Genomic DNA, 26,982 nt, shown 5'->3' on the forward strand with positions numbered 1-26,982 from the left:
GAAACGGGTTCTACCAGTCCCGCCCGAGGTGGCGGGAACCGGTCGCCCGGACAGCGTGTGCTCGCGAGGACGGAAACGAGTCGAGGAGCGCGTCTCGGAGGAGATCTGGTAACGAACTGATACCGCGAGCTTATACAGCGGTCACCGCGCCCGCACCATTGATTGCCGAACTACGGCGAACAGGCGCGATTCGATTGGACGGCGATGCGCATAGCGATGTTGGGTACGCGGGGTGTTCCCGCGCGATACGGTGGATTCGAGACCTGCGTGGAGGAGGTCGGGGCCCGGTTGGTTCGACTGGGCCACGAGGTCACCGTGTACTGCCGCAACGGCAACGACGAGGCCGAACGAAGTCCCGGGTACCGGGGAATGCGGTTGGTGCGGTTGCCCGCTCTCCGCAAGAAAACCCTGGAGACGTTGAGTCACACCGGGCTCTCGGTGGGCCACCTGCTGCGGAATCCACCGGATGTGGCCGTGGTTTTCAACGCCGCGAACGCGCCGTTCCTGCCCCTGCTGCGTGCTCGCGGGGTGCCGGTCGTCACCCATGTAGACGGCTTGGAGTGGAAACGTGCCAAGTGGGGGAGGTTCGGGTCCCGTTACTACAGGGCGGCCGAAGCGGCGGCGGTTCGCTGTTCCGACGCGCTCATCGCCGATTCCAGGGGGATCCAGGAGTACTACGCACAGCGGTTCGGCGTCGACACGGAATACATCCCCTACGGCGCTCCCGTCCTGGACACGGTCGGTGCCGACACCCTCTCCGAGCACGGGCTGCGGGCCGGGGAGTACCACCTGGTGGTGGCGCGTTTCGAACCGGAGAACCACGTGGACGTCGCGGTGGCCGGATATCTCCGGAGCGGTGCGGCGCATCCGCTGGTGATCGTGGGGGCGGCTCCTTACGCGGATTCCTATACCGCGCACGTCCGCAGGCTCGCGGCGCGCGGCTCCGGGGTGAGGCTGCTGGGGTCGATCTGGGATCAGCGGGGGCTCGACCAGCTCTACGCGAACGCGCTCACTTATGTTCACGGGCATTCGGTCGGTGGCACCAATCCCTCATTGCTGCGAGCGATGGGGGCCGCAACCGCGACCTCGGCCTACGACGTGCCGTTCAACCGGGAAGTGCTGGGGGAGCACGGGGTCTATTTCACCGATCCGGTTTCGTTGGCCGAATGCTTCGACCGTGCCGAGGAGTTCCCACAGGACACGATGGATCGTGGGCGCGCCCAGCTCGCCGCGCTGCGCGGAAACTACGACTGGGACGTCGTGGCTCGTGGCTACGCGGAACTCGCGGAACGATTGTGCGCCCGTCGAGTCTTCCCGGTAACGGGGAAGATGTCGCGGTTGTTCGGTCGCGCCGTGACCGGCCGTACCGAACCGCGACGGAGTCAACCGGACAGAAAGGAGTGAGATGTTACGTCGTAGCCGAAGAGTTGGCGCGGCTTTTGTCGGGATCCTCGGGCTGGGGCTGTTGACCGCTCCGGCGGGGGCGGCCGAGCAACAACCACAGCCGGTTACCGCCGGCGCGTTGCCCACCCCGCAGACGGACGGGATCGTGCTGTCGATGGCGATCGTGGGCGATACCGTCTACGCGGGCGGTCACTTCAGCAAGGCCCGTCCCGCCGGGGTCTCTCCGGGAGGCGCCGGTGAGGTCGACCGGGATAACCTGTTGGCCTTCGACATCCGGACCGGGCAGCTGCTCGACTGGTCCCCCTCGGTGACCTCCACAGCGTTCGAATCCAGCGCGGATCCCGGTCCGCTGTGCGACTCGCTCGGCGATGACCGCTGGCGATGCGACACGGTTTTCAACGTCACCGCCTCCCCCGACGAGAGCAGGGTTTACGTCGGGGGTGACTTCGACCGGATCAACGATCGGTGGCGTTCCAGAGTGGCTTCCTTCGACGCGGCCGACCGCACCCTGGTGAACGGGTTCGACCCGACGGTGGCAGGTCGCGTACGGGCTCTCTCGGTCACCGAGGACACCGTCTACATGGGAGGTGCTTTCGACAGTGTCGACGGCACCGATCGCACCAGGCTGGGCGCGGTGTCCACCGCAGGAGAGCTGTTGCCGTGGAACCCCACCGCCGACGCTACTGTCCACAGTATCTCGGCAGTGCCGGCACAGCAGCGCACGCTCATCGGCGGTGCCTTCGACAGTGTCAACGGGCAGGCCCACTCCGCACTGATGGCCGTCGACGACACCACCGGCGCGAACGTCTCCTGGCAGTGGGAGGCTCCCACTGCCGAGGACGTGGTCACCGACATCGACACCGACGGGAACGGCCGTGCCTACTTCGGCGCCTACAACTGGAACGCCGACGGCCCAGTTCGCTTCGAGGGCCGTGGTGCCGTGCGCATCGACAACGGTGCCACTGTCTGGATGGACGGGTGCTACGGCGACACCCAGTCGGTCGCCGTGTCCGGGGGCGTGGTCTACTCGGCGTCCCACACGCACTCCTGTGCCGCGCTCGGGGCGTTTCCCGAGGACGGGGTGATCGATTACCAGCGGTTGACCGCGGAGAGCACGGCCGTGGCCGGTACCGCGGCTGCCAACCCGAACCACGTGGAGGAGGGAGATCCCGTTCCCGCGTTGCTGCCCTGGTTGCCCAACACCGACGGTGGGCCGGCGGACAGCCCCTGGCAGAACGGGACGTGGACGATCGAGGCGAGTTCGGACTACGTCGTCGTCGGTGGTGAGTTCACCACCGTCAACGGCACGCAGCAGCAGTCGTTGACCAGGTTCGCGGCGCGTTCGGTGCCGGAAGCGGTCAACAACGGTCCCCAGGTGCCGTTCCGGGCCCCGGACGTACAGCGGCAGTGGCCCAGCGGAGACGTCACGATCGAGTGGACCGGAACCTGGGACGCCCAGAACCGCGCCATTCGTTACGAAGTGGTGCGGGTCGGTGCGTCCGAGCCGATCCACACGGTGACGAAGGAGTCCTGGCCGTGGTCGCGGCCCACCATGCGGTTCACCGATACCCAGGCTCCCGACGGTAGTACGGAGTACTGGATCAGAGCCGTCGACGCCGACGGGGCGGCCATCGGTTCGCCACGGGGCGGCACGGACTGGTGAGCGATTGTCACCGGCCCGATCCGCCCCCGGGCGGATCGGGCCGGTCCGCTCAACTCCCGCGGGCTCCGGGGTCGGTCAGCAGCCCCACATCCGGACGTCGGTACGCGGGCACGCCGAGTTCCTCTGCGACATCCTCCGGTAGCGGGCGTCCGGCCCTGAACCCCACCGCCCCGTCACGCAGCCGGAAGTCCCCGCCTTCCGGCGCGCGGAACGGGTGACGCTCGGTGCGCTTCGAAGTGCTGTGCTCGCCCTGTCCGGTTGCCTCGGTCAGTTCGGCCAGCGACTCGAACCGGCTGTTCTCGTCGTCACCGTGGTACCACTCCGCGAGGTAGGGCTCGTTGCCCCGCAGGTAGACGTTTCCGTCGCTGCGCGACACGAAAGCAGGGGTGCGCACGTCCGCTGCTTTGTCGCCGCCCATCCTGATGAACGGTTCGTCGCGAGCGGTTCCCGCGAAGAGGTTGTTCACGATCTCGGTGTCGGCTGTGATCCAGCTCTGGCCCAGTTGGTGGCTGTAGGGATCGGAGGAGGGCGGGCGCGGATCGTTGTAAATCCCCAGGGAACCGTGATTCCGCCAGAACGTGTTGTTGCGGAATCCGACGTGGTCGGCGCTGGAGATCTTCACACCGAACCGGTCGTTGTGCGAAACCAGGTTCGAGGCGAACAGGGCTCGCGAGGACACCTCGTAGTAGAAGCCGTGTTTGGCGTTGTCACGTGTGGTGTTGTGCACGACAGTCGCGTCGGTGCAGCCCAGGTCGCACCACCAACCGGTGCCGATGTTGTTCACGAACGAGTTGTGCTCGATCAGCGCGCCCCGGGTGCGGGTCATCTTCACGCCACCTGCCCCGATGGCGGGCCCGGAGAGGGCGAATCGCTCCCGGTTGTTTCGCACCACCCGGTTGTCCACAAGGCGTACGTCGTGCGCCTTGTTCGACATCAGCCCCACCAGACCGTTGTCGGCCATGATGTTGCCGTCCACTTCGGCGTTCGGGGCGAACACGGCCACCCCGCTGGATGCCGACCACGCGAACGCGTTGTCGCGCAGCACGACATCGGCGGCGTTGACCACCACCATCGCGCCTTTCCTGCCGTATTCCTGCCGGGAGGCGTAATGCGCGATCCCTACACCGAGCAGCCTGCTGCCCGCCGCGCGTGAGCCGTCGAACTGCAGCAGCCACGGATGCACACTCGCCTCGACGGTTTTGCCGGTCGGGTCGGAGCCCAACAGCAGGGTGTTGTCACCGGTGTCGACGTGGAAGGTACCCGGGCTGACCTCCTCGCGCTCGGCCACCTGGCGCAACGGTTCCCCGTCCAGGAAGACCATGTCCGGCAGGCCGGCGTTCGGATGCTGGGAATCGATTATCTTCGGCAGGAAGCAGTCCCGACAGTAACCCGGTGACCAGTCCCGGTGCAGCCATCCCCGTTCGGTGCGGGTCCAGTCCGCGACGACCTCACTGCCCTTCAACCACACCTGTTCACCGGGGAAGGATCTGATCCGCAACCGTTTCCGCACGATTCCCACACTCTCCCGGTACGTTCCCTCGCGGAGCACGATCGTCGAGGGTGAGCCTGCCCTGTCCACCGCCGCCCAGAGAGTGCGCAACGGTGCTTGCCTGGTGCCCGCGGCGTCGTCGGAGCCATCGGTGGCCACGAACAGCGCGTCCGGGGAGACCGGTGCGGTCGTGCCGGGAATCGTGGGGAGCGGGGAGGCGTCGGGGAGCGGATGCCTGCCCACCGGTTCCGCCGTTCCGGAATTGGTCCTTACCAGGATTCCCGCGAGTACGGCCGCGGCGCACAGCAGGATCGCTCCCGAGGCGATGACGAGTCGGTTTCGGTGTTTCTTCGTGCGCGGAACCAGCGGAAACATCTCGGGTTGGCCTCATCGGGTAGTCGTGTGCTGCTCGGTCAGCCGCCGGGACACTCGGGTACCGAGATCCGGTCACGGAGGGCAGTGCTGGACACGTGTGCGGTGTACGGGAAGTACACGATTCTGACTCCCACGGCTCCCAGCCTGCTCTCCAGGTCCTCGCCCCGTTCGGTGTCCTTCCAGTCATCACCCTTGACCAGGACGTGGAAACCGACCTTCCGCCATGCCAGGAACTTGTCCAGATGGGGGTCGGCCACCGCCTCGTCCACGTGCCGGACGCTCGCGACGATCTCGAGTCGTTCCTCGAACGGAACGACGGGATGCCTGGCTTTGGCGCGCAGTATCATCTCGTCGGTTGCGACACCGGCGACGAGCCGGTCGCAGATCGAACGCGCTCGCTGCAGAATCCGGAGGTGGCCGATGTGGAACATGTCGTAGGCACCGGGCGCGTATCCGATCACCGGCATGTTCACCTTCCCGAATCCGGGGGGCACAGTGCCCGCATCTCGCGGAACCATTTCGGTAGTGCCAGACAGGCGAAACAGAGGTGTGCCGCGAACAACATCGTGTACACCGTCATGAAAGGAATCCTGTCGCCCAAAAGAATGAAGCATAAGCACAGCACTCCGTAGTCGGTCGGTGCGACCAGTAATGACTTGGTGACTCCCGACGAGGTGGAATTCGTCGACGATGCGGAGGACGGTTTCGAATGTGCGCGCCGCAACTGGTCGTTGAGAATCATGGCGAAGAACAACACGCTTTCGGTCACCGCGAAACCGAGCGGAACCAACAACCACGCGTGCGCCGTGTCCCCGAACCGAAACGTCGAAAGCAGCACCGCCAGGTGCAGCGTGGGGATCTTCGTGCTGTCGACGATGTGGTCCAACCATTCCCCGGCCGGATTTCCGCCACCCCGCAGTCTGGCCAGCTGCCCGTCCGCGGAGTCGAGCGCGTAACCGAGCAGCAGGGTCAGCGCGACGATCACACCCAGTGGACGGGAAGGAGGAACGGTGGCCAACCCGAGGATTCCACCGAACGTGAACACCGCGCTCATGGTGGTTACCTGGTTGGGGGTGAACCCGGCCGGATACGCCGCGGCGGCGAGGTAACCGCCCGCCTTGCGGTTGATGAACCTGGAGTACGCGGGTGCTCCGCCGGCCGACTTCTGCGCTCCGGGGAGGCGGTGTAACGCTTCCCGAAACGCCGAGTCGGCCCGATCGTTCCCGGGCCGGGAACCACTCCGTAAGGCAGGTCCGCGCACAGGATCTCCTTCGTCGAAGGTACTCGTAGCTCTGTCCGAATGCATCACCCGGATCCGGGCGGGCTGTTATCGAATCGATGTTTCCGAGGAGCGTTCACTCGAGAAGTCGGAGAAATCGCCGGGTGCTCCGAGCGGGCGGAAACTTCGCGATTCGTCAGACTCTCGGACGTGTCCGGATACTCGTCAAGTGGGCGCCGTTCGTTACACCGTTATCGTAATCATGGTGTTCGCCTCGGGGAGTGACACCGTGACCCACACCCGGCGTAAGCTCTCCCGCGGAGCACGCCGACCGGCACGTTGTTCGGACACTTCGGACCGGTTGGACGAGATAATCGTCCGCTCGCGGGTCGGGGACCCGCGGAGGCTATCGTGATCGGTGTCGCCGTACCCGTGCCTGTCGGCGCGGTGACCAGCTCGATCGTGACCGTCTCCGGTGGCCGCTCACGCGTCGAATGGAGCTCGTATGAATGAACCCCTGCCCGCGCCGAACATTCTCGGCGCGTTATGGCGCTATCGATTGAGTTCGCTCGGGATCGTCCTCGGCACCGTGCTTGTCAGCGTCCTCGTCGCGCTAACCGTGGGTAGTGCCGGAGTGGCCGAGGCCCGCATCGTGCTCAAGGCCCCCGATTCGGCGCAGGCGCTGGGTTTCGAGGTCACCAGCGAATCGGGGTTCGTGCGCTATGTCAACCAGCGTGCGCTGTTCGTGACCTCCGATCGCACGCTGGGGGCCGCCCGGAAACGGCTCGGCGGGCAGGAGACGATCAAGGAACTGCGTGAGGCGGTCACCGCCAAGGCCTCCGACAACGGCGACTCGATTCTCGTGCGGGTCGACATCGGCGATGCCGAGCGGTCCACCGAGATCGCCAACGCCGTCGTGACCGCCTACCAGCGAGAGTCCAAGGCCGAGGTCTCCGCGGCGGCGGACGAGGCGTTGCAGGCGCTGCGCAACCGACGCGAGCAGTTGGTTGCCGACGTCGCCGAATCGGGTTCCGGCGTGGATGCCGCCTCCAGCCGCACCATCAGCGAGTTGGACCAGCGCATAACCGAGATCAGGATCGCCTCCGACCAGTTCGGCGATGGTGTGTCCTTTGTCGACAGGGCTGTTACCGACTCCTCGGGCGTCATCACCGCCCTGCTGCGTGACGCGCTCGTCGGATTCGCGGTGGGAGTGCTGTTGGCCGCGACGGTCGCCTGGGCGCGTGCCGATCGCAACCGTAGGGTGCGCGATGCCGCGGACCTCGCGCGGTTGTCCGACGAACCGCTGCTGGGCGAGGTGGAAGCGCTCGGCGAGGGAGAGACCGCTCGGTTGCACAACCTGGTGGTTCCGCCGCTCGGGTCCTACCGTCTCGTTTCCTCGGTACTGCGCAACACCGTCCGAGGTGGGTTGGTGGCTGTCACGGGAGTCTCCGCCGGGGACGGCGCCACCACGACGGTGCTGCAGGTGGCGGGAGCCGCCGCACGGGACGGTCTCCGGGTGCTGGTGGTGGACGCTGCTGTTCGGACCCGGGAACTCTCGCACAACGTCGCGTTGCAGAACGACTGGTACGGCATGGCCCCCATCGCCACCGGCGCGGCGACCGTGCACGCCTCCACCAGGGTCATCGAGGTGGGGCCCGGTATCGAGTTCCGCGTCATCCCGGCCGGGCGTGCCAGCGAGGGAGCTCCCGACTACTTCCGTTCCTCGCTGTTGCGCAGAGCGATGGTGGAGGCCCGGGGTGGTTACGATCTCGTGCTGGTCGATCTGCCGCCGCTGGAGTCCGCACCGGAGGTCAGTGCCCTGGTCCCCGCCGCGGACGGAGTCGTGCTCACCGTCCGCAAGGAACGTTCCGTCGCCGCGCTGCGCAGGGCACGGGAACGGATCGAGCTGCTGGGAGGCAAGATCGCCGGTTACGTTTTCACCTTCGCTTCCCAGAGCTCGCCGACTACGGCGCAGCCCACCGAACAGCAGGGCGAGGCGCAGGGGCGAGTTTCCGCTACAACCGTTCACCGGGGTGGACAGTGACCTCGTACCGAGCTCCCGGCTGGCTTCGTGGCCAGGTTCGGGACGGTGTGGCCGGAGTGGCGGCACAGGGGATCACCGCCGCCACCAGCCTGCTGGTCCAGTTGGTCGCGGCCGTTTCGCTGGGACTCTCCCAGTACGGTGTCTTCGCGGTGTTGCTCGCCATGCTCGTCGGAGCCAACGCGCTCTACATCGGCTTCGTCTGCGACAGCTTCACAGTTTTCGACCGGCACGAACCCCGCTATCGTGCGGCACTGGTCAGCGCGGCGTTGCTGGTGGCCGCGTTGTGCGTGTCGGGAGCGTTGCTCCTGGCACTGACGTTCTCCGGGGGTGGGATCCGCCTGGCCGTCCCGTACGCGCTGCTGGTGGGCTGCAAACTGGCCGCCGAAACCGTACGCAGACTGTTCGTGGTCCGGGTCTCCTTTCGCGCCCTGCTGCTCAACGACGTGGGTTCGCTTGCCGTCACCGCGTCGGCGCTGCCGGTACTGCTGGCGGTGAGTGGGGAACCCACTCCGGAGGTGCTGCTCGGAGCGATGTGCTGCGGCGCGTTCGCCGCGGTAGTACTCGGGCTGTGGCAGTTGCCCGGTTCCGAGTGGCGCGGTCTGCGCCCTGGGGGCGCCGAATTGCCGGGACTGGCCCGGTTCGCGGTGTGGCGCGCTTTGCAGTCCGGGTTGCGTCCGCTGACGTTGCTGGCAGCCAGGCTGTTGGTGGCCGCGTTGATTTCCACGGCGGCTGTGGGCGTGCTCGAACTCGCCCGGTTGGTGGTCGCTCCGGTACAGGTCGTGATCAACGGTTCGGGAAGCCTGCTGCTGGGCAAGTTGGCGGCACGTGAGCGGGGTGGTGATCGGCGTGATCCGCGTCTGATCGGAAAGGCCGCCTGGTCGCTGTGCGGTGGAACGGTCGTCGCGGGATTGCTGTCCGCGGTGCTGGCCCTGCTGCTCGCTCCTCCGCTGTTCGGCAGGAGTGTCGATGCCGGGGCCGTGTTCGGTTGGGTCGGCTACCTCGCCTGCTGGGGAGCGGGACTGCCCTATGCCACCGAGCTCGTAACCCGCCGCATGTCCCGTGCGGTGTTCCTCCCCCGGTTGGCTGACTCGGTCGTGGGGCTGGGCGTGGCCACCACGGCGCTGGCGCTCGACGCCCCGGTTGCCGTGCTGCCCTGGGCGCTGGCATTGGGCGGTGGGTATGCCGTGTACCGGCTGCGTACGTTGGTCCGGTCCGAACCGGTGCCCCTGGCTGCCGCGACGGAGCCGGGGAGCTCCCACGCCCGGTGAAGCGTCGACACCGGACGTGTGCGGCCCCGGTTCCTCACTCGGGGCCGCACTACGGTTGATCCGTGCCAATCGCACGCGAAGAACGGTTCAGTGCGCGTAGGTCGGTGCGATCACGGCACGCCCCAGGGTGTGGAAGGCGAGCATGAAGTTGACCACGGCCGGAGTGGCGGTGCTGTCGACACCGAGCTGCTCACTGTCGACGGCGTTCACCGCGAAGTAGTACCGGTGTGGACGGTCGCCCTCCGGGGGAGCCGCACCACCGAACGCCTGCTCGCCCACGTCGTTGCGCACGTGGAAGGCGCCCTTCGGTACGCCGGTACCGCTTCGGTCGCCCGCGCCGGTCGCCAGTTCGGTGACCGAGGCAGGGACGTCGACGAGCACCCAGTGCCAGAACCCACCTGGGATGGGGGCGTCCGGGTCGAAGCAGGTGATCACGAAGCTCTTCGTGCTCTCGGGGAAGCCGTGCCAGGAAAGCTGCGGCGAGATGTTGTCGCCACCGGCCCCCATACCGTCGTACGCGTGGGCCTTGGACATGGGTTGGCCATCGGTTACGTCCTTCGAGGTGACCGTGAACGACGGCACTTCGGGCAGCAGACTGTAGGGATCGGGATCGATGGGACGCTCCAGGCTCATTGCGTCTACCCTTCTCGTCGATCGGATTTCGGTACACCTCGGCCGGAATCGCCGTTCCTCGGTGACCGGCCGCTTCCACCGTAATCATCGCTCTTGCTTCGATCGTGGGCACTCCCGCCGAGTTCCCACCGCCCCGCTCCGGTTTCGGTGCTGCGCCGGAAACGCCATTTTGTAGCTCGATCAGGTGAGTCGCCGTCCAATGTCGGCCTGCTGCTGAGCTCTCGGCAGCCGGGTCGTAGACACTGGCCGCGACGGACCGGTTACGAACCACCATCAATGCGCGAAACCCGGTAATCGTTTTCCGTTGCCCCTCGGACCACGGTTCCGGAAGACGGTGACCGCTACAGGGAGCTTTGAATGCGACGAGGCTTGTGGCCCAACCTTCCGGCGGTACTGTTCGTGACTCTCGCGTTCTGGGGGGTGCTTCCCACGGCCACGGTTGCCACCGAGGAACCACCTTCCGAACCGAACACGGCATCGGCCACCCCGATCGTCGGAGGAAAACCCGCCGACATCGACCAGTACCCCTGGGTGGTCTATCTGGCCGACTCCCGGGGGGAGCAGTTCTGCGGTGGTGCGCTGATCGCCCCGGACAAGGTGCTGACCGCGGCGCACTGCGTGGTCGATCGCCGAGCTCCCCGGGTCAGCGTGGTGGCCGGACGGGCCGACAAGAACAGCCGGCAGGGCAGGGTGCTGGGAGTGACCGACAGCTGGGTTCACCCCGACTACAGCACTCCCTACCGGGGGGCCGACGTAGCGGTGCTGACACTTCGTGAAACAACATCACGTTCGGTGGTGAAGTTGGCCGCCCCGAGCGACGATGGCCTTTACGGCGACAACACCGAGGCGACCGTGCTGGGATGGGGAGCCCGTTCCGAAGAGGGACAGAATTCGGATGTCCTGCGCCGGGCGATGGTTCCGGTGGTCGGCGACGCCGAGTGCGCCAAGATCTACGATCGCCAGTTCGTGCCGAACGCGATGGTGTGCGCGGGGCATCCCGATGGGGGAGTGGACGCCTGCCAGGGTGATTCCGGCGGTCCACTGGTCGTCGGGAACAAGATCATCGGTATCGTTTCGTGGGGTGTGGGATGCGCACGCCCCGGAAAGCCGGGGGTCTACACCGAGGTGGCGGCCTATGCCGAGCGGATACGGGCCCGGTTCTGACTGGTGTTTCCCGGTGTGGCCCGCCGTACGCGGGTAGAGCCGCCGTACGCGGGTAGAGCGCGCCGGCGCGGTCAGCCGACGACCAGTCCCACGGAGATCCCGAGGAACGCGGCCGCGCTGACCACGTCGAGTGAGTTGCGGATGCTCGGTTTCCGTAGTCTGCCCGCCACTCGGGAGGCGCCGAGTACGATCGCCAGCTCCCACACGGCGGCCAGCGACAGGAAAACGAGCCCGAGCATCGTCAGCTGCAGGGCCGGACTGTTCGCGGATCCTACGAACTGCGGCAGAAAGGCCAGGCTGAACAGCAGCATCTTGGGATTGGTGATGTTGCTGAACAGCCCCCGCAGGTACGGGTTGGCATCCGGCGTCGCGGGAGCGTCGCCGAGCACCTCGGCGGTGTCGCCGTGCCGGGAGCGCCAGAGTCCGCGCAGGATGGTCACTGCCAGATAGATCAGGTAAGCCGCTCCCACCCACTTCAGCGTCGAGAGCACTTCCGGCCTGCTGGTGACGAGTGCTCCCAGGCCCGAGATCACCAAGGCCACCTGCACCAGGCTCGCGGTGTGTATGCCCGCCAGGGTGTACAGCCCCGGGCGTGTGCCGAACCTCATCGAGGTGCGAAGCAACAGGAACATGTCCACGCCGGGTGTGAGTACTACCGCCGTGCTGATGAGCACGAAGCCCGGCAGGGTTCCCGGATCCAGCAGCATGCCGTTCCTTTCCGCGCTTAACCGGGGCCGATTCGGGGCGTCGACCCGCGTTTCACCGACAAGAGGTCACTTGTGGGCGACAGGCTTCACACGTTCGAGGGAGATCATGGAGCCCGCCTGGTTGGTTGCCGGACTGCCCGGTTGGCATTTCAGGATTTATGCCGTGCAAAGTCCGACTAAGAAGCAACTTTTTCGACCGAAGTCGAGTATAACGAAAAAAATTACATGAGAGCTGTGAGTTGTCCCTCCTGTGTTCGGTGCAACAACAGCGGATACGTTTCGTCATGGATCCGCCACGCTCGGGTAGAACTGGAGGCCACTGTTGCGCGTTCACGGCGGCCCTTCCCGCGAGGGGGCCAACCGACCGTTGCGGCGTCGACTTCGGGTGCTCGTGTGCTGCCTGGTTCCGTTGTTGTGGGCCGTGCAGACCACCGATGTGGTTCGCGCGGAGCCGGTGGCCGATCGCGGTGACGTGCGGGCCAGAATCGTCGGCGGTACCGCGACCGCCCCGGAGGCCGCGCCCTGGGCCGTCGCGCTCACCGACTCCGCGGGGACCCACTTCTGCGGGGGTGCGCTGGTTTCCGCTCGCGAGGTCGTTACCGCGGCGCACTGCACGCTCGATCCGACGACCGGTGCGGCCAGGAGGCCCACCGACATCCGAGTCGTGCTCGACCGCCGCGATCTCCGAACTCGGAAAGGCGAGGTGATAGCCGTCGAAGAGGTGTGGCGGCACCCGCGGTACGAGCACTTCACCCGGGGTGACGACGTCGCCGTGCTGACCCTGCGGAGCAGGGCTTCCGCATCGCCGTTGAAACTGGTGGACGCCGGGGAGCGGGAGGGGTACCGGCCGGGCACCACCGGCACCGTTTACGGGTGGGGACGCACCGCCGAGTCGGAGCCGACCTCGCCGGTGCTGCGTTCGGTACGGGTCCCCGTGATGTCGAACTCCGGATGTTCCCGGGCGTACCCGGGCTTCGACTCCGACGCGATGTTCTGCGCGGGATATCCCGACGGAGGTAAGGACGCGTGCGGCGGCGACTCAGGGGGGCCGTTCGTGGTCGGCGGCAGCCTCGTCGGAGTGGTCTCCTACGGAAGCGGCTGCGCCCGCCCCGGCTACCCGGGGGTGTACACGCGGCTCTCCTCCTACACGACGAAGATTCGCGACGTCGCGGTAGCTCCCGTCCGGTGAATTCGCCCGCCGACGCGGAGTGGCCCGTTGCGGGAAAACCGGCCGGCACCACTCCGCTCCGGTGAGCGCGGGCACCTGCCCCACCGGACGGGCGTCTGCCCTCGTCGGGAGCGTCCCGGAGTGCGATCACCCGTCCGGGTGCGCGGATACGGAGGTCACGTTCCCGGTGGGGTCACCGCTTCTCCGGTCGGCGGAAGTCCCGGCGTTCGCGCCGGGAGGAAGTCAAGCCGACTCGATCTCGCTCAGCAGCTGTTCGCGTCGGCTCTCCCGGAGGAACGACGCCTCTACGGAGTTGCGCGCGAACTCCCGCAGTGCGGTCTCGCCGAACCCGAGCTCCCGCTCGATCGCCCGGAAGTTGTCACCCACATACCCACCGAAGTAGCTCGGGTCGTCCGAGTTGATCGTGGTGATTACACCGGCGTCGACCAGTCGGGGCAACGGATGCTCCCGAAGGTTCTCCACACCGCGCAGCCGCACGTTCGACAGCGGACACACCGTCAACGGAACACGGTCGCGCGCCAGCCTGCTGACCAGCTCGTGGTCGTCGAGAGCCCGAACGCCGTGGTCGACCCGCTCGACCCCCAGCACGTCCAGCGCCTGCCAGACGTAGTCCGCGGGTCCCTCCTCGCCCGCGTGGGCCACCAGCCGGAGCCCCGCCTGCCGGGCCCGGGAGAACACCGCCGCGAAGTCTCCCGGCGGATGCCCCAGCTCCGCGGAGTCGAGGCCGATGCCGATTATGCGCTGCCGATGCTCCAACAGCTCGTCCAGCATCCGAGCGGCCTCCTCGCTGCCCCGGTCGCGCAGGAAGCACGCGATCAGCTCGGTGCTGATCCCGAAGCGGCGCTCGCTGCTCGCCAACGATGCCTCCAGCCCGTCGAGCACCGTCTCCAGCGCCACCCCTCGCGTGGTGTGTGCCTGTGGGTCGAAAAAGATCTCGGCGTGGCGCACGCCCTGCGCCGCCGCCCTGGCGAGATAGTCATCGGCCAGCTCCGTGAAGTCCGCCGCGCTGCGCAGTACGTTCATCCCGGTGTAGTACAGATCCAGAAACGACTGCAGGTCACCGAACTCGTACTTCCCACGCAGCTCCTCGACCCCCGCGTACGGCAGCGTGAGTCCGTTGCGCTCGGCGAGGGCGAACGTCAGTTCCGGTTCCAGCGCACCCTCGATGTGGATGTGCAGCTCGGTCTTGGGCACCCGCAGTGCCGTCGAGGTTTCCGCGCTCAATGTTTCGTCCCTTCCTGTGGCGGCGAACCGAAGCAAGTAAACGTAACTGTTCCGTCCCGTTCCGCGCGGAGCCCACCGCCGGGACGTGGCGTTGCCGACTCCGCACGCCACGACCGCTCGGGATCACGCACCGGTGTGATAGGTACTGGAGGGTGACCCCGCATCCCCTCGCCACCGCGGTGCAGCGCGCCTACACGGCCGATCTCGCGCCGGAGGACTTCTACCGCATGCTGCGGCTGCGCGTGGACGTCTTCGTCGTCGAGCAGAACTGCCCCTATCCGGAACTCGACGGTCGTGACCTCGAAGGGGCAACCCGCCACTTCTGGATCGACTCCGCCGATTCCGGCGTGCTCGGATATCTGCGACTGCTCGAGGATCCCGACGGCTCCTTCCGGATCGGACGGGTGTGCACCTCCCCTTCCGCCCGCGGAATGGGGCTCGGCAAGAAACTGATGCGTGCCGCTGTCGCCGAGGTCCGCAAGTCGTACGCGGTGCTTTCCTCCCAGACCTACGCCGTGGGGTTCTACCGGTCTTTCGGGTTCGTCGAGTGCGGCGAGCCCTACGAGGAGGACGGGATACCGCACGTCGACATGTATCGGGACCCGACCGTGACGGGAGTAACGCGATAAGGCACGACGTTTGGTGCCCGAACGGGCTTCTGCGAGGATGCGACGTGGTCCAAGCAAGCAACGGTCAGGAAGCCGGTGTGAATCCGGCACGGCCGGCGCCACTGTGACCGGGGAGCGTTTTTCCCACGACTGGTCACCGGGAGTCCCCCGGGAAGGCCGGAGAAACGCGTCGATCCGGGAGTCAGGACACTGCCGTTGCTGCGTTCCGCAACCAGGGGCGTCCGAGACCCTAGGAAGGAATACCAGCGATGACCGCTGCCACATCGGCATCGTCCACCGTGCGCTACCCGTTCTCCGCGGTTGTCGGGCACGACGATCTGCGACTGGGGTTGTTGCTCAACGCGGTGTACCCGCGTATCGGCGGGGTGCTGGTGCGGGGCGAGAAGGGCACCGCGAAGTCGACCATCGTGCGTGCGCTCGCTGCCCTGCTGCCCGCTCTCGACGTCGTCGAGAACTGCCGCTTCGGTTGTGATCCCGCCGAGCCGGACGCCGACTGCCCCGACGGGCCGCACGACGAGGCGACGGCCGGTGCTCGGCGCCCCGCCCAGCTCGTGGAACTCCCGGTGGGCGCTTCCGAGGACCGCCTGGTCGGATCGCTGGACGTCGAACGTGCGTTGACCGAGGGGGTCCGCGCGTACCAGCCCGGGTTGCTGGCCGCGGCCAACCGCGGGGTGCTCTACGTCGACGAGGTCAACCTGCTGCACGATCATCTCGTCGATCTGTTGCTCGATGCCGCCGCAATGGGCCGCTCCCATGTGGAGCGCGAGGGGGTCTCGCTCTCGCACGCGGCGTCGTTCCTGCTGGTCGGCACCATGAACCCGGAAGAGGGTGAGCTGCGCCCCCAGCTGTTGGATCGTTTCGGGCTGACCGTGCAGGTGGCTGCCTCGCGAGAGGTCGACACGCGTACCGAGGTGGTACGTCGTCGACTCCGCTTCGAGGCCGATCCCGTCGGGTTCGCGAAGGAATGGGCGGAGGAGGACGCCGAGCTCGCGCGACGCATCGCCGACGCCCGCTCCCGCGTCGACTCCGTCCAGCTGCCGGACTCCGAGGTTCGCCGGATCGCCTCGGTGTGCGCTTCGTTCGAGGTGGACGGAATGCGCGCCGATCTGGTGCTGGCACGTGCCGCGGTCGCGCACGCCGCGTGGCGGGGAGTCGACGCCGTCGCCGCGGCGGACGTGGAAGCCGCGGCGAGGCTGGCGCTGCCGCATCGCCGACGGCGCGATCCGTTCGACGAGCCGGGGATGGACGAGCAGCAGTTGCAGCAGGCCCTGGCCGATGCCGAACAGGACGCGGCGCAGCAGCAGAACCCCCGCGCGGACTCGGTCACGTCCGGTTCGGACGGTGCTTCCGAGTCGGACGATTCCGAGCGCGGCCCCACTGACGGCCCCACCGACGGGCCTGCTGAGGGTCCCGACGACGAGGACGGTTCCGGGGGCGGTGTCGGCACCGGCGCTCCGGACGCGCCCCGGGGGCCCGACAACGCTCCTTCGGGAGGGGCCGAAGGGGCGCCGCCTTCCGGTGACGATGCCGCCGGTAACGGTGCCGACGGTTCGGACGGGAACAGCTCCGACGGTTCCGGCGAAGCCCCGCGCGAGCGGACTTCCGAGGCGTCGGACACTACGTTCCGGGCTCGCCTGCTGGAGATCCCCGGCCTCGGCGAAGGCGCGCCCGGACGGCGCTCGCGGTCGCGTTCCCGCACCGGCCAGGTCGTGCGCTCGTCCGCGGTGGACGGTCACGGTGTTCACCTGCCCGCCACGTTGGCCGCGGCGGCACCGCATCAGCGTTCCCGGGGCCGTTCCGGCCCAGGCCTGCGGCTGCACGCCACCGATCTGCGCCACTCGGTGCGCGAAGGACGTGAGGGCAATCTGGTGCTCTTCGCCGTGGACGCCTCGGGGTCGATGGCTGCCAGGGAGCGGATGTCCGCCGTCAGCGGTGCGGTCATCGCGCTGCTTCGCGACGCCTATCAACGCAGGGACAAAGTGGGAGTGGTGACCTTCCGCGGTGCGGATGGCGAGATCGCTCTGCCCCCGACCTCGTCGGTGGACACCGCTGCCACTCGGATGCGCAGGCTGCCGACCGGCGGCAAGACTCCGTTGGCGGGCGGGCTGCTCACGGCTCGCAAGGTGATCCGTACCGAGCGGATGCGTGATCCGCAGCGTCGCCCCCTGCTGGTCGTACTCACCGACGGTAAGGCCACTGTGGGCGTCGACGCCGCGGGCAACGCCGCCACTCGTAGCCGTCGCGCCGTGGACGACGCGATGCGTTCGGCCGCGCTGCTCAACGAGATGGGCGTGGCTTCCGTGGTGGTGGACTGCGAGAACGGGCCGGTGCGTCTCGGCATGGCAGACCGGCTGGCGCACGTGCTCGGAGCTCCCAACCTGCGGCTGGAGGAGCTCTCCGCCGACAACGTCGCCGGCGTGGTGCGCGCCGCACGGGAAGCCGGTGCGGTGCTCGCGTGACTCCGCTCCGTCGGGAGCGCACCGTCGCACACGGTGCGGAGGCGATTGCTGATACAATGCGTGGTGTCCACCTGACCCCCAGGGGTGGACCAAAGCGCCCTCGCGCTCCCGGCACCCCCAGGCCGGTTGAGTGCGAGGGCGTTCTCTCGGCGTCCGAGGCTCAAGCGCGGGCCAGGAACGAAGCGTGTTTCCCGCGAGCCGCCGAGGAGACCGGCGTCCGCTCGCCGTTCGGCCGCCGCGCACTCTCCGCACCTCACCGGGATACCCACTTCACCGGGATACCCACTTCACGTCCTCCCGCTGTAAACCTCCCGCGGTCTGGCCGTGGGAGCGAACGACCATCCTCGCTTGGAGAACCCGCTATGCCACAGGGACAACCGAACTCCGTGCCGAACGACGGGCTGACCACCAGGCAGCGTCGTAACCGCCCCCTGCTCGCGGTGCACACCGGTGACATGAAGGGGAAGTCCACCTCCGCGTTCGGAATGGCCTTGCGCGGCTGGAATCAGGGCTGGTCCATCGGGGTTTTCCAGTTCGTCAAGTCGGCCAAGTGGCGGGTGGGCGAGGAGTCGGCCTTCCGGGCACTCGGCAGGTTGCACGAGGAGACCGGCGAGGGTGGGCCGGTCGAGTGGCACAAGATGGGGGAGGGATGGTCCTGGACCCGCAAACGCTCCACCGAGCAGGATCACGCCGAGGCCGCGCTGGAGGGGTGGCACGAGATCGCCCGTCGCATCGAGCAGGGCAGGCACGACCTCTACGTGCTCGACGAGTTCACCTACCCGCTGCACTGGGGTTGGGTCGACGTGGCGGAAGTGGTGGAAACCCTGCGGCAGCGCCCGGGATTCCAGCATGTGGTGATCACCGGTAGGCGTGCTCCGCAGCAGTTGCTCGACGCCGCGGATCTGGCACTGGAGACCGGCAAGCTCAAACACCCGATGGATGCCGGGCAGAAGGGACAGAAGGGGATCGAGTGGTGAGCCGGCGGGTTTCGGCCACGGTCACCGGGGCAGCCCGTCCGCGTGTCGTGGTCGCGGCTCCGGGGTCCGGCCACGGCAAGACCACCGTCGCGACCGGACTGCTCGCGGCACTGCGCCAGCGTCTCGGCAGGGTGGCGGGCTTCAAGGTGGGGCCCGACTACATCGATCCCGGGTACCACGCCGTGGCCACCGGCGCACCGGGCCGCAACCTCGACCCCGTCCTGGTCGGGGAGGGTCGTGTCGCCCCGTTGTTCGCCCACGGTGCAGAGGGGGCGGACCTCTCCGTGGTCGAGGGCGTCATGGGGCTGTTCGACGGCAGGCTCGGTTCCGTGGACGAGGTTCCGTCCTACGGATCCACGGCTCATGTCGCCTCCCTGCTGGACGCTCCTGTGGTGCTCGTGGTGGATGCCAAGGGGCAGAGTCAGAGCGTAGCCGCGTTGTTGCACGGTTTCCGTGCTTTCCAACCGGGACTGCGGCTGGGAGGTGTGATCTTCAACAGGGTCGGCTCGGCACGGCACGAGGGGATCCTGCGGGAGGCCGCGCGCTCCGTGGGAATCAACGTGCTCGGAGTTCTCGCCCGTGCCGATGAGCTGCACGTCCCCTCGCGCCATCTCGGCCTCGTTACCGCCGCCGAGCGCGGCTCACGGGCCGATGAGGCGGTCGCGGGCATGGCGCGGATCGTGGCCTCGGGGGTCGATCTCGACGCGGTGGCCGCGCTCGCCGAGTCTGCCTCCGGAATGTCCGTCGAGCCGTGGCGCCCCGGAACCGCGATCGGCGACAGCGAGGTGACGGCGGGGTCGCCTAGGGTGGCGGTGGCGGGCGGACCGGCGTTCACCTTCGGCTACACCGAACACGTGGAGCTGCTGCGAGCGGCGGGTGCGGAGGTCACCGTGGTCGATCCGCTGCGGGACGAACGGTTGCCCGCGGGCACCAGCGGATTGATTCTGCCCGGCGGTTTCCCGGAACAGTACGTCGCGGAACTGTCCGCCAACGAAAAACTGCGCCACCACATCGCGAACCGTGTCGACGACGGCCTGCCGGTGCACGCCGAATGCGCGGGTCTGCTGTACCTGGCGCGGAGTCTGGACGGATATCCGCTGTGCGGCGTGGTGGACGCCGACGCACGGATGTCCCCGCGGCTCACGCTCGGCTACCGCGAGGCGGTGGCGGCGAGTGACTCGGTGCTGTTCGACGAGGGAAGCAGGGTGTCCGGGCACGAGTTCCACCGCACCGTGCTCACCCGGGCAGCCGGGGAGAATCCGGCGTGGTTCTGGCGCGACGACGGTGTGGTGACCGAGGGATTCGTGCGCGAGAGGCTGCACGCTTCCTACCTGCACACCCACCCGGTTGCTATACCGGGGGCGATCGCGCGGTTCGTGCGGGAGTGCTCCCGCTGACGGCACGGGCGGTGAACCCGGCCCCGAGCGCCGGAACCTCCGCCGGACGGGCGTGAGTCCCCGTCCTCGGGCTGTTGTCCGAGTGAAAACGTGCCGGGAGGCCCGTTGATCTCGTCGGATCGACTTCGAATTGCTCCCCGACCGTCCGGGCGGTGCCGCGTCGTTGCTCCACTGTGGAACCATTGTTCCCGTTCGCGTGCCGTGTGCGGCCGGAACGGTGCGCTCGGTGTCCACGGCAGTGTCGCGATACGGTCGATCGGTACGCGTCGTGGTTTTTTCACCGTCGCATCGAGGACCGGTGCGCGGTGTTTTCGAGAACCGAGTGCCGCTCGCCTGCGCCACGGATGACCGCGGGACGAGCGGAAACCCTCGTCGGGTCGCCGATGTCTGGTCCGCCTCGACACGGGAGAACGGCCGCACCGGGTGCGGCGCGCGTCGATTGTCCGCAGTGGTATTACTTGCACCGCGTTGGGCGGGAGAGGAGAACGATCGCATGACTTCGGGAACTCGCACCGGGCTGGTCTCTTTCGTAGGGGCGGGCCCCGGTGCGGTCGATCTGATGACACTGCGCGCCGCGCGTCGGATCTCCGAGGCGGACATCGTTCTCTGTAGCCCGAGTACGATTTCTCCCGAGGGGGTGCGGGAACACGCACGCGCCGACGTCGAGCTGCTCGACACCACCGCGATCGACAAGCGCGAGGTCCAGGAGATCTACCGGAGGGCGGAGCGGGAACGCCTGCGAGTGGTGCGGTTGCATTCCGGTGACGCCGCGGTCTGGAGTTCGCTACAGCAGCAGTACGACACCTGCGCGCGCATGGAACTGGAAGTGGAGATGGTGCCAGGGGTGGCCGGCCACACCGCTGCTGCCGCCGCGGTCGGCAGGGAACTCACCGGTGCGGAGCAAGAGTATCCCCTCATGGTCGCCAGGCCGGACGGTCAATCCAACACGCTTCCCGAGGCCTCGAAAGCGCGGGAGTTCGCCGAGAACGGTATGACCATGGCGCTGTCGGTTTCCGCGTCACGCACCGGTCAACTCGTGGAACGGTTGCGCACGGCCGGGTACGGTGACGACGTTCCCGTGGTCGTCGCCTACAAGGTCACGTGCTCGGACGAGTTGGTGCTGCGCAGCAGCGTCGGCGAGCTCGAGGGAATCGTCAAGAAGCACAGGCTCTGGCGGAACACGCTCTTCCTGGTCGGTGAGGCCCTGCGCTCGCAGGCCACACGTGCGCGATCCTATTCTTCCGGACGGCCGCCGGGGGAGGGGACGCGGAACGGTCGCCACGCGGAATCGAGCTCGGGATGGCGCGGTGGTTCCGGTGCTCGGTACTCCGCCGGACGGTGGGGCGCGGAGCGGAGTTCGGGAACCCGCGGTGCTTCCGGGGGCTCCGCGAGCGGTCCGGACGGGCCGTTGCCGCAGCTCCGTTCGGACGAACAGCGTGATGGTGCGCGTGCCGACGCCGATGTCGCCTGGTGGGCGGTTCGCGACTGGCAGCAGAACACCAGGGATGCTGTTCGGACCGGTGGTCGCGGCGGTGTTCGGCACTCGGTCGTGGCCGAGCAACAGTCCGCCGAGGGGAGCACGGTTCCCGAAGAAGACGTGGCCACCGAACAGGATGCCGCGGTGGCCGGGACCGGGAAGGACGAGGCCCCGACAGCGGACGGTTCCGCGGCGCCCGAGCCGGTGGCGGACGTCGAACCGGCGCCCACCGCTGACGAGCTGGTCCCGGGGGCGGCGGGAGACGGAGCGAGCGGTCCCGAGGGGAGGGAGCGCGACGACGTGCCGTCCGCATCGAACGACTCCGCCGGCGCTGCGGAACGGGAGACTGCCGAGGAGCCGGTCGCGTCCGAGGAGAATCCGCGGGAACGGCCCACTGCCGAAGGGGACGAACAGGTCGGGGTATCGAGTGCGGCGGCGACCGACGACGTCCCGGACCCGAAAACCGAGAAGAACGGGTCCGGTGCCGATACCTCTGCGAAGTCCGGCGCCAAGAGGTCGACGACCAAGTCCGGCGGTGGCAGGTCGAACACCGCGAAGAGCGGCACCAGAACCAGGTCGCAGCAGAAGAGCACGACGAACGGGAACAGGAGCGGTTCGTCGAGTACCGGTTCCGGGAAGCGACGCGCCGCCGAATAGGAAGTCGCCGAACAGGAAGTCACTGCGAGAATCCAACTCAACCTTCTAGTCGGACGGAGTGCGCGACGTGGCGGTCACGGTTATCGGAATCGACGGTGGACCGTTGCCCGAGGGTGCGGCCGAGGTGCTGAACTCAGCGGAACTGATCGTGGGAGCTCCCCCGCACTTGCGGGAGCACGCTCCGGAAGGGGTGCGAACGGTCGAGCTCGGTTCGTTCGGCCCCGCGTTGAGCGCGCTTTCCGCGTTGACCGCCGAGGAAACCGGTGTGGTGCTCGCCTCGGGGGACCCCGGGTTCTTCGGTGCCGTCCGCGCCCTGCGCGACAAGGGAGTGCGGTGCGCGGTGTTGCCCGCCTTGTCCAGCGTGCAACGACTGCTCGCGGGCATGGGGCGCTCCTGGGAGGACGCCAGTGTGATCAGCGCGCGTATCGGGGGACTGCACCGTGCGCTCAACATCTGTCGTGCGCGTTCGGCTGTGGTGGTGCTGACCGGCGGTGACACCGGACCGGCCCAACTCGCCTCCGGGCTGCGTGGCTGGCGCCGCACGATGATCGTCGGTGAGGACCTCGGTGGTGAGCACGAGCGTGTGACCACGATCGATCCGGAGGAGGCAGCGGAACGCAACTGGTTCGAACCCAACATCGTCTGTTGTGTGGACGATCCTGACGCCGTGCCCGGACGTAGTTGGCACAGCGGGGGCGAGCCCACACCTCCGGAGCGGTGGGCCCTTCCGGAAGCCGAGTTCTCCCATCGAGAGGGAACCGTCACTCCCAGCGAAGTTCGTGCGCTCGCGCTGGCTCGACTGACTCCCCGGCCCGGCACCCTGGTGTGGGACGTGGGTGCGGGATCGGGTTCGGTGGCGGTGGAATGCGCCAGGATGGGGGCCGCCTGCGTTGCGGTGGAGTCCGACGAGGCCCAGGTCGTACGGTTGGTTTCCAACGCTGCCGCCCACGGGGTGAACGTCCGCGTCGAGGAGGGCGCCGCGCCGGCGGTGTTGCGGAGGCTCGCCAAGCCGGATTCGATTTTCGTCGGGCTCGACGACGCGGAAGTGCTCACCGCCTGCGCCCATGTGGGGGCGCGGCGCGTCGTGCTCGCTTCGCACACGCTGGACCGGATCGCGGCGAACAGGGATGTGCTGCGCCACGCCGGTTACCGCGTCGAGGGAGTGCAGCTCTTCGCCAACCGGATGGTCACTTCCGATAGGGACGTTTCGGGGTTGGCGGCGGGTGAACCGGTGGTACTGCTCTCCGCCGAGCTTCCCAACGGGGATGCCGTGTGAGCGTCACCGGAGCGCTGGCGATCGGTATCGGTGCTTCCAGCGGAGTAACCGCTGCCGCCGTCACGGAAGCACTGTCCGCACTGGACGGATGTTTTTCCGGCGATTTCCCTGTCGTTCGGGCGGTGGCCACGATCGAGCGTGCGGCGGAGTCGGAGCAGCTGCGCGCCGGACTCCGGGAACACTCGCGGCGCTGGTCGCTCGCGGTCGAAGGGGAGCTGCCGATGCTGTGCTACTCGGCCGAAGCGCTCGCCGAAACGACCGTCCCCAACCCGAGCGATTCCGTGGGACAACGGGTCGGCACTCCCAGCGTCGCGGAAGCGGCCTGCCTGCGTGCCGCCACCGAGCTGGGGGAGGGCCCGGCTCGGATGGTGCTGCACAAGTTCGTCACCGCCGGGGTCACGCTCGCGGCGGCCAACCCCACGGGAGCCCCGCTGGCGTTGCGACCGGCCTTTCCCGGAAGAGTGCTCCGCCGGCTGCGTTGATCCTCGCGTGCGGAGATCCCGGGCCGGTCACCGTGCTCGCCTTTCGGCGCGCCGAGTGTTACAACCGCGCCAAGTCGGATACGCAACGGCCAAGTCGGATACGCAAAGTGAGTAATTTTTCCACTATTAGTCCGATTTGGCGATAGATCTTGACTATAACGAGTGAACCTACACTACAGTACTGCAAGCTATATGTGAGAAAACTTCGACTTGCGTGGTTGCCTCCAGCCTTACGGGTGAACCGACCGCGCCCACCACCGCACCGACTGGGGGTGTGCGGTGGTGTTTTCTTTCCGGGCGTGTTTTCGCTGTGCAACGTCGTACTTCCGCTCTCTCCGGAGCGTCGTTTCGCGGCTTCCGTGGATTCCTCGAGGATGTGACATTGTCAACAGTTCGTTCGAGCAAGCTCGTGGAATCTTGTTTCCGTTGCATGGAATCCGGTGTGCCCAGGTCAGATCCTCGTCAAGTGGGTACGGCCCGTTGCGCTGGGGCGGGGTGCCTAGGCTGGGCGTCATGGCACTGGTTGAACGCTCTCTACTCGGCCCCGGGCCGTCGAACACCTATCCGGAGGCCACCGCGGCTCTGGCAGCTCCGCTGCTCGGTCACCTGGACCCGGAGTTCCTGAAACTGCTCGACGACACCGGGGAACGACTGCGGTCGGTCTGGGGGACCCGAAACCTCCGTACGCTTCCGCTTTCCGGAACCGGCTCCATCGGCATGGAGGCGGCCTTCGTCAACTTCGTGCACCCGGGTGACGTGGTCGTCGTGGCCGTCAACGGTCTGTTCGGCGAACGCATGTGCGATGTCGCGAGCCGTTACGGAGCCGAGGTCGTGCGCGTCGACCACGACTGGGGAGAGCCCGTGGACGTCCAGCGCGTGCTGGACGCCCATCCCTCCCCGGCGCTGGTGGCAGCCGTGCACGCAGAGACCTCCACCGGTGTGCGCAGCGATATCGGTCGGCTCGGCGAGGCGTTGCGCGCCCGCGGCGACAACACCCTGCTGCTGGCGGACTGTGTGACCTCGATCGCTGGTGAACAGATCGACCTCGACGCCTGGAACGTCGACATCGCCTACGCCGGCACGCAGAAATGCCTCGGGGTGCCTCCCGGGCTCGCGCCGTTCACGGTCTCCGAACGCGCCTGGGAGCGCAGGGTCGAGAAGCCCACCACGTGGTACCTGGATCTCGGGCTCATCGGGAACTACGTGACCGGAGGCGCCTCCGGCGGACGTGCCTATCACCACACCGCGCCCACCGCGATGGTCGCCTCGCTGCACGCCGCGCTCGGGCGGGTGCTCGAGGAGGGAATGCCCGCCGTCGCCGAGCGCCACCGCGCGGCGGGCGAGGCGCTGCAGCAAGGCCTGCGGGGGATGGGGCTCGAACTGTTCGCCCCGGAGGGCAACAGGCTGCACCAGTTGACGAGCGTGTGGGTGCCCGAAGGGGTGGACTCCGCGGACGTGCGCAAGCAACTGCTGACCGACTACGGCATCGAGATCGGTGCCGGTGCCGGACCGTTCGCCAACAGCGTCTGGCGTATCGGCCTCATGGGCAACAACGCGCGGCTGGACCGGGTGGAGATGCTGCTCGGCGCGTTGCGCACCATCCTCGGCCGGTGATCGGTCCGGCCCACCCGTCCACGTGCCCGTGCCCGACCCCGTCACCCCGGCGGGGCCGGGCACGAGCACGTCCGGAATGTTCCCGAGCATGGAACTCCCACGGTGCGCAATCGCGCATCGGAGTGGCCGTGCTCGCGGGTGCGTTCTCGGCGCTCGGTGTTCCGATGGCTGGGATCGACGGGGGTATCGGAAATCACTTCGAACTTCTCGGGGATCCGACCCCGGCGGTCTTCATGGCACTATGGGTAGGCGCCGCGCTCTGGTGGAAGCTGTCCGGTCCCAAGCCGCACGAAGCCGTGCGTGCTCAACAGTGACGGATACCAGCGGCAGCAACAGTCTCGAACCGACCCCGCCGATGTCGCCGGGGGTGTGACCCGACAGGAACGACTACCCAGATGACCTCGTACAGCCAGCACCATTACTTCGCCGGACTCGATCTGCAGGACAGGCGGGTGGTGGTCGTCGGAGCCGGAACCGTGGCACAGCGCCGCGTCCCCAGGCTGCTCAAGGCCGGGGCAAGCGTGGTGGTGATATCGCCGGAGGCCACCCCCGCCGTGGATGCCATGGCCGATTCCGGAGAGCTGGTGTGGCACCGCAGGCGGTACACCGAGGGAGATCTGGACGGGGCCTGGTACGTGGTGGCCTGTACCTCCAGCTCCGAGGTCAACGAGCGGGTCGTCGCCGAGGCGGAGCGTGAGCGGATCTTCTGCGTGCGCGCGGACGAGGCGAGCAGGGGCACCGCGGTCACGCCCGCCGTCGCGGAACACGACGGGCTGCTGCTCGGAGTGTTGGCCGGCGGTGATCACCGGAGGTCGGCAGTGGTCAAGGAGACGCTGCTGGAGGCGCTGCGCACCGGACAGGTCGAGGAACGTGCCGAACCACCGGAGCCAGGTGTCGCCCTCGTCGGCGGTGGCCCGGGGGATCCCGATCTGATCACGGTTCGGGGCCGCCAGTTGTTGGGGAGGGCCGACGTGGTGATCACCGACCGGCTCGCGCCGCGCGAACTGCTGGAAGAGCTCTCTCCCGACGTCGAGGTGATAGACGCCTCCAAGATCCCTTACGGGCGAGCGGCGAACCAGGAAGTCATCAACAAACTGCTGATCGAACGTGCCACGGCGGGAAACTTCGTGGTGCGGCTGAAGGGCGGGGACCCCTACGTCTACGGACGCGGTTTCGAGGAACTGCTCGCCTGCGTCGAGGCGGGGGTGGCCGTGACTGCGGTACCCGGGATAACCAGTGCGTTCGCGGCGCCGGCGATCGGAGACGTGCCGGTGACCCATCGCGGGGTGGCACACGAGGTGGTCGTGGTCTCCGGCCACGTGGGGCCGCACGACGAGCAGTCCCTGGTGGACTGGCCCGCGCTGGCCCGGTTGAACGGGACGCTGGTGCTGATGATGGCCGTCAAACGGATCCGTGAGTTCGCCGACGTGCTGCTCGAACACGGCAGGAGTCCCGAAACACCGGTCGCGGTGGTCCAGGAAGGCACCATGCACGCGCAACGGACCCTGCGAAGCACCCTGGACGAGGTGGCCGACGAGGTCGAGAACTCAGAGGTCAGACCGCCCGCCGTGATCGTCGTCGGACCGGTGGCGGGGTTGGCTCCCGAACGCCGCACCCTGCCGGTTGGCTGAATCC

Annotated in this window: 22 protein-coding genes and 1 riboswitch; of the genes, 16 read left to right on the forward strand and 6 right to left on the reverse strand. The window is 67.8% G+C overall.

What is annotated here, in order from left to right:
- Positions 1-204: 204 nt before the first annotated feature.
- Together BLR41_RS07320 and BLR41_RS07325 are read left to right on the forward strand one after the other, a co-directional pair.
- A complete protein-coding gene (locus BLR41_RS07320) occupies positions 205-1,404 on the forward strand; it encodes a glycosyltransferase (protein ID WP_092627537.1) in 1,200 nt (399 codons plus the stop codon).
- A 1-nt stretch (position 1,405) separates the two neighbouring features.
- Positions 1,406-3,067: a hypothetical protein gene (locus BLR41_RS07325; RefSeq protein ID WP_092627262.1), complete on the forward strand. Its 1,662-nt coding sequence runs from the start codon at positions 1,406-1,408 to the stop codon at positions 3,065-3,067.
- A 49-nt stretch (positions 3,068-3,116) separates the two neighbouring features.
- Here the strand turns inward: BLR41_RS07325 and BLR41_RS07330 are convergent, their stop codons facing one another.
- From BLR41_RS07330 to BLR41_RS07340, 3 genes are read right to left on the reverse strand one after another with little or no spacing between them, the layout of a single operon-like run.
- Positions 3,117-4,931 carry a right-handed parallel beta-helix repeat-containing protein gene (locus BLR41_RS07330; protein ID WP_092627263.1) on the reverse strand — a complete coding sequence of 605 codons (1,815 nt, stop codon included), beginning with the start codon at positions 4,929-4,931 and terminating at the stop codon, positions 3,117-3,119.
- A gap of 38 nt (positions 4,932-4,969) precedes the next feature.
- Positions 4,970-5,398: an FAD synthase family protein gene (locus BLR41_RS07335; protein ID WP_092627264.1), complete on the reverse strand. Its 429-nt coding sequence runs from the start codon at positions 5,396-5,398 to the stop codon at positions 4,970-4,972.
- A gap of 2 nt (positions 5,399-5,400) precedes the next feature.
- Positions 5,401-6,192 (reverse strand): CDP-alcohol phosphatidyltransferase family protein, encoded by a 792-nt coding sequence (locus tag BLR41_RS07340; RefSeq protein ID WP_245693968.1) that lies wholly within the window; start codon positions 6,190-6,192, stop codon positions 5,401-5,403.
- Positions 6,193-6,655: 463 nt separating this feature from the next.
- On the opposite strand from BLR41_RS07340, the gene BLR41_RS07345 reads away from it, so the two are divergent.
- Together BLR41_RS07345 and BLR41_RS07350 are read left to right on the forward strand one after the other, a co-directional pair.
- Positions 6,656-8,194 (forward strand): cellulose synthase operon protein YhjQ/BcsQ, encoded by a 1,539-nt coding sequence (locus tag BLR41_RS07345; RefSeq protein ID WP_092627266.1) that lies wholly within the window; start codon positions 6,656-6,658, stop codon positions 8,192-8,194.
- Positions 8,191-9,462 carry a hypothetical protein gene (locus tag BLR41_RS07350; RefSeq protein ID WP_245693969.1) on the forward strand — a complete coding sequence of 424 codons (1,272 nt, stop codon included), beginning with the start codon at positions 8,191-8,193 and terminating at the stop codon, positions 9,460-9,462. Before BLR41_RS07345 ends, BLR41_RS07350 begins: the two co-directional genes overlap by 4 nt.
- A gap of 87 nt (positions 9,463-9,549) precedes the next feature.
- Here the strand turns inward: BLR41_RS07350 and BLR41_RS07355 are convergent, their stop codons facing one another.
- Entirely contained in the window at positions 9,550-10,095 is a 546-nt protein-coding gene (locus BLR41_RS07355) for a YbhB/YbcL family Raf kinase inhibitor-like protein (protein WP_092627267.1), read from the reverse strand.
- A gap of 357 nt (positions 10,096-10,452) precedes the next feature.
- Between BLR41_RS07355 and BLR41_RS07360 the strand changes: the two genes are divergently transcribed.
- The gene (locus BLR41_RS07360) at positions 10,453-11,259 is read left to right on the forward strand and encodes a serine protease (protein WP_092627268.1); all 807 of its coding nucleotides are present in this window, start codon (positions 10,453-10,455) and stop codon (positions 11,257-11,259) included.
- A 71-nt stretch (positions 11,260-11,330) separates the two neighbouring features.
- Here BLR41_RS07360 and BLR41_RS07365 read toward each other — a convergent pair whose 3' ends face one another.
- The gene (locus BLR41_RS07365; protein WP_092627269.1) at positions 11,331-11,966 is read right to left on the reverse strand and encodes a LysE family translocator; all 636 of its coding nucleotides are present in this window, start codon (positions 11,964-11,966) and stop codon (positions 11,331-11,333) included.
- Positions 11,967-12,288: 322 nt separating this feature from the next.
- On the opposite strand from BLR41_RS07365, the gene BLR41_RS07370 reads away from it, so the two are divergent.
- The gene (locus BLR41_RS07370; RefSeq protein WP_245693970.1) at positions 12,289-13,155 is read left to right on the forward strand and encodes a S1 family serine peptidase; all 867 of its coding nucleotides are present in this window, start codon (positions 12,289-12,291) and stop codon (positions 13,153-13,155) included.
- Between the two features lie 222 nt (positions 13,156-13,377).
- Here BLR41_RS07370 and BLR41_RS07375 read toward each other — a convergent pair whose 3' ends face one another.
- Positions 13,378-14,379, reverse strand: coding sequence for an adenosine deaminase (locus BLR41_RS07375; RefSeq protein WP_218119996.1), 1,002 nt, complete (start codon positions 14,377-14,379; stop codon positions 13,378-13,380).
- A gap of 152 nt (positions 14,380-14,531) precedes the next feature.
- Here BLR41_RS07375 and BLR41_RS07380 point away from each other — a divergent pair, with 152 nt between their 5' ends.
- From BLR41_RS07380 to cobA, 10 genes are all read left to right on the forward strand, one after another.
- A complete protein-coding gene (locus tag BLR41_RS07380; RefSeq protein ID WP_092627271.1) occupies positions 14,532-15,008 on the forward strand; it encodes a GNAT family N-acetyltransferase in 477 nt (158 codons plus the stop codon).
- A 5-nt stretch (positions 15,009-15,013) separates the two neighbouring features.
- A riboswitch (cobalamin riboswitch) is annotated at positions 15,014-15,219 on the forward strand.
- A 37-nt stretch (positions 15,220-15,256) separates the two neighbouring features.
- Positions 15,257-17,467 (forward strand): VWA domain-containing protein, encoded by a 2,211-nt coding sequence (locus BLR41_RS07385; protein ID WP_092627272.1) that lies wholly within the window; start codon positions 15,257-15,259, stop codon positions 17,465-17,467.
- Positions 17,468-17,829: 362 nt separating this feature from the next.
- On the forward strand, positions 17,830-18,444 hold the full coding sequence (cobO, locus tag BLR41_RS07390) for a cob(I)yrinic acid a,c-diamide adenosyltransferase (protein ID WP_092627273.1): 615 nt from the start codon (positions 17,830-17,832) through the stop codon (positions 18,442-18,444).
- Positions 18,438-19,841 (forward strand): cobyrinic acid a,c-diamide synthase CobB, encoded by a 1,404-nt coding sequence (locus BLR41_RS07395; protein ID WP_092627274.1) that lies wholly within the window; start codon positions 18,438-18,440, stop codon positions 19,839-19,841. Before cobO ends, BLR41_RS07395 begins: the two co-directional genes overlap by 7 nt.
- Before the next feature lie 493 nt (positions 19,842-20,334).
- Positions 20,335-21,975, forward strand: a complete 1,641-nt coding sequence (locus tag BLR41_RS07400; protein ID WP_092627275.1) for an SAM-dependent methyltransferase — start codon at positions 20,335-20,337, stop codon at positions 21,973-21,975.
- 67 nt (positions 21,976-22,042) lie between these two features.
- Positions 22,043-23,251: a precorrin-6y C5,15-methyltransferase (decarboxylating) subunit CbiE gene (gene cbiE, locus BLR41_RS07405; protein WP_092627540.1), complete on the forward strand. Its 1,209-nt coding sequence runs from the start codon at positions 22,043-22,045 to the stop codon at positions 23,249-23,251.
- Positions 23,248-23,733, forward strand: coding sequence for a cobalamin biosynthesis protein (locus BLR41_RS07410; protein ID WP_092627276.1), 486 nt, complete (start codon positions 23,248-23,250; stop codon positions 23,731-23,733). Before cbiE ends, BLR41_RS07410 begins: the two co-directional genes overlap by 4 nt.
- Positions 23,734-24,246: 513 nt before the next feature.
- The gene (locus BLR41_RS07415; protein ID WP_092627277.1) at positions 24,247-25,347 is read left to right on the forward strand and encodes a pyridoxal-phosphate-dependent aminotransferase family protein; all 1,101 of its coding nucleotides are present in this window, start codon (positions 24,247-24,249) and stop codon (positions 25,345-25,347) included.
- Positions 25,348-25,511: 164 nt separating this feature from the next.
- Positions 25,512-25,661 carry a hypothetical protein gene (locus tag BLR41_RS22800; RefSeq protein ID WP_176797870.1) on the forward strand — a complete coding sequence of 50 codons (150 nt, stop codon included), beginning with the start codon at positions 25,512-25,514 and terminating at the stop codon, positions 25,659-25,661.
- 81 nt (positions 25,662-25,742) lie between these two features.
- Complete coding sequence (gene cobA / locus BLR41_RS07425; RefSeq protein WP_092627279.1) at positions 25,743-26,978, forward strand: uroporphyrinogen-III C-methyltransferase; 1,236 nt, start codon at positions 25,743-25,745, stop codon at positions 26,976-26,978.
- Positions 26,979-26,982 lie beyond the last annotated feature (4 nt).

Source organism: Actinopolyspora mzabensis (assembly GCF_900101095.1).
Lineage (GTDB): Bacteria > Actinomycetota > Actinomycetes > Mycobacteriales > Pseudonocardiaceae > Actinopolyspora > Actinopolyspora mzabensis.

Coding starts and splice junctions, on each gene's coding strand:
- BLR41_RS07320 (WP_092627537.1), top strand. CDS start 205: ATGCGCATAGCGATGTTGGGTACGCGGGGTGTTCCCGCGCGATACGGT.
- BLR41_RS07325 (WP_092627262.1), top strand. CDS start 1,406: ATGTTACGTCGTAGCCGAAGAGTTGGCGCGGCTTTTGTCGGGATCCTC.
- BLR41_RS07330 (WP_092627263.1), bottom strand. CDS start 4,931: ATGTTTCCGCTGGTTCCGCGCACGAAGAAACACCGAAACCGACTCGTC.
- BLR41_RS07335 (WP_092627264.1), bottom strand. CDS start 5,398: ATGCCGGTGATCGGATACGCGCCCGGTGCCTACGACATGTTCCACATC.
- BLR41_RS07345 (WP_092627266.1), top strand. CDS start 6,656: ATGAATGAACCCCTGCCCGCGCCGAACATTCTCGGCGCGTTATGGCGC.
- BLR41_RS07355 (WP_092627267.1), bottom strand. CDS start 10,095: ATGAGCCTGGAGCGTCCCATCGATCCCGATCCCTACAGTCTGCTGCCC.
- BLR41_RS07360 (WP_092627268.1), top strand. CDS start 10,453: ATGCGACGAGGCTTGTGGCCCAACCTTCCGGCGGTACTGTTCGTGACT.
- BLR41_RS07365 (WP_092627269.1), bottom strand. CDS start 11,966: ATGCTGCTGGATCCGGGAACCCTGCCGGGCTTCGTGCTCATCAGCACG.
- BLR41_RS07385 (WP_092627272.1), top strand. CDS start 15,257: ATGACCGCTGCCACATCGGCATCGTCCACCGTGCGCTACCCGTTCTCC.
- cobO (WP_092627273.1), top strand. CDS start 17,830: ATGCCACAGGGACAACCGAACTCCGTGCCGAACGACGGGCTGACCACC.
- BLR41_RS07400 (WP_092627275.1), top strand. CDS start 20,335: ATGACTTCGGGAACTCGCACCGGGCTGGTCTCTTTCGTAGGGGCGGGC.
- BLR41_RS07415 (WP_092627277.1), top strand. CDS start 24,247: ATGGCACTGGTTGAACGCTCTCTACTCGGCCCCGGGCCGTCGAACACC.
- BLR41_RS22800 (WP_176797870.1), top strand. CDS start 25,512: ATGGCTGGGATCGACGGGGGTATCGGAAATCACTTCGAACTTCTCGGG.
- cobA (WP_092627279.1), top strand. CDS start 25,743: ATGACCTCGTACAGCCAGCACCATTACTTCGCCGGACTCGATCTGCAG.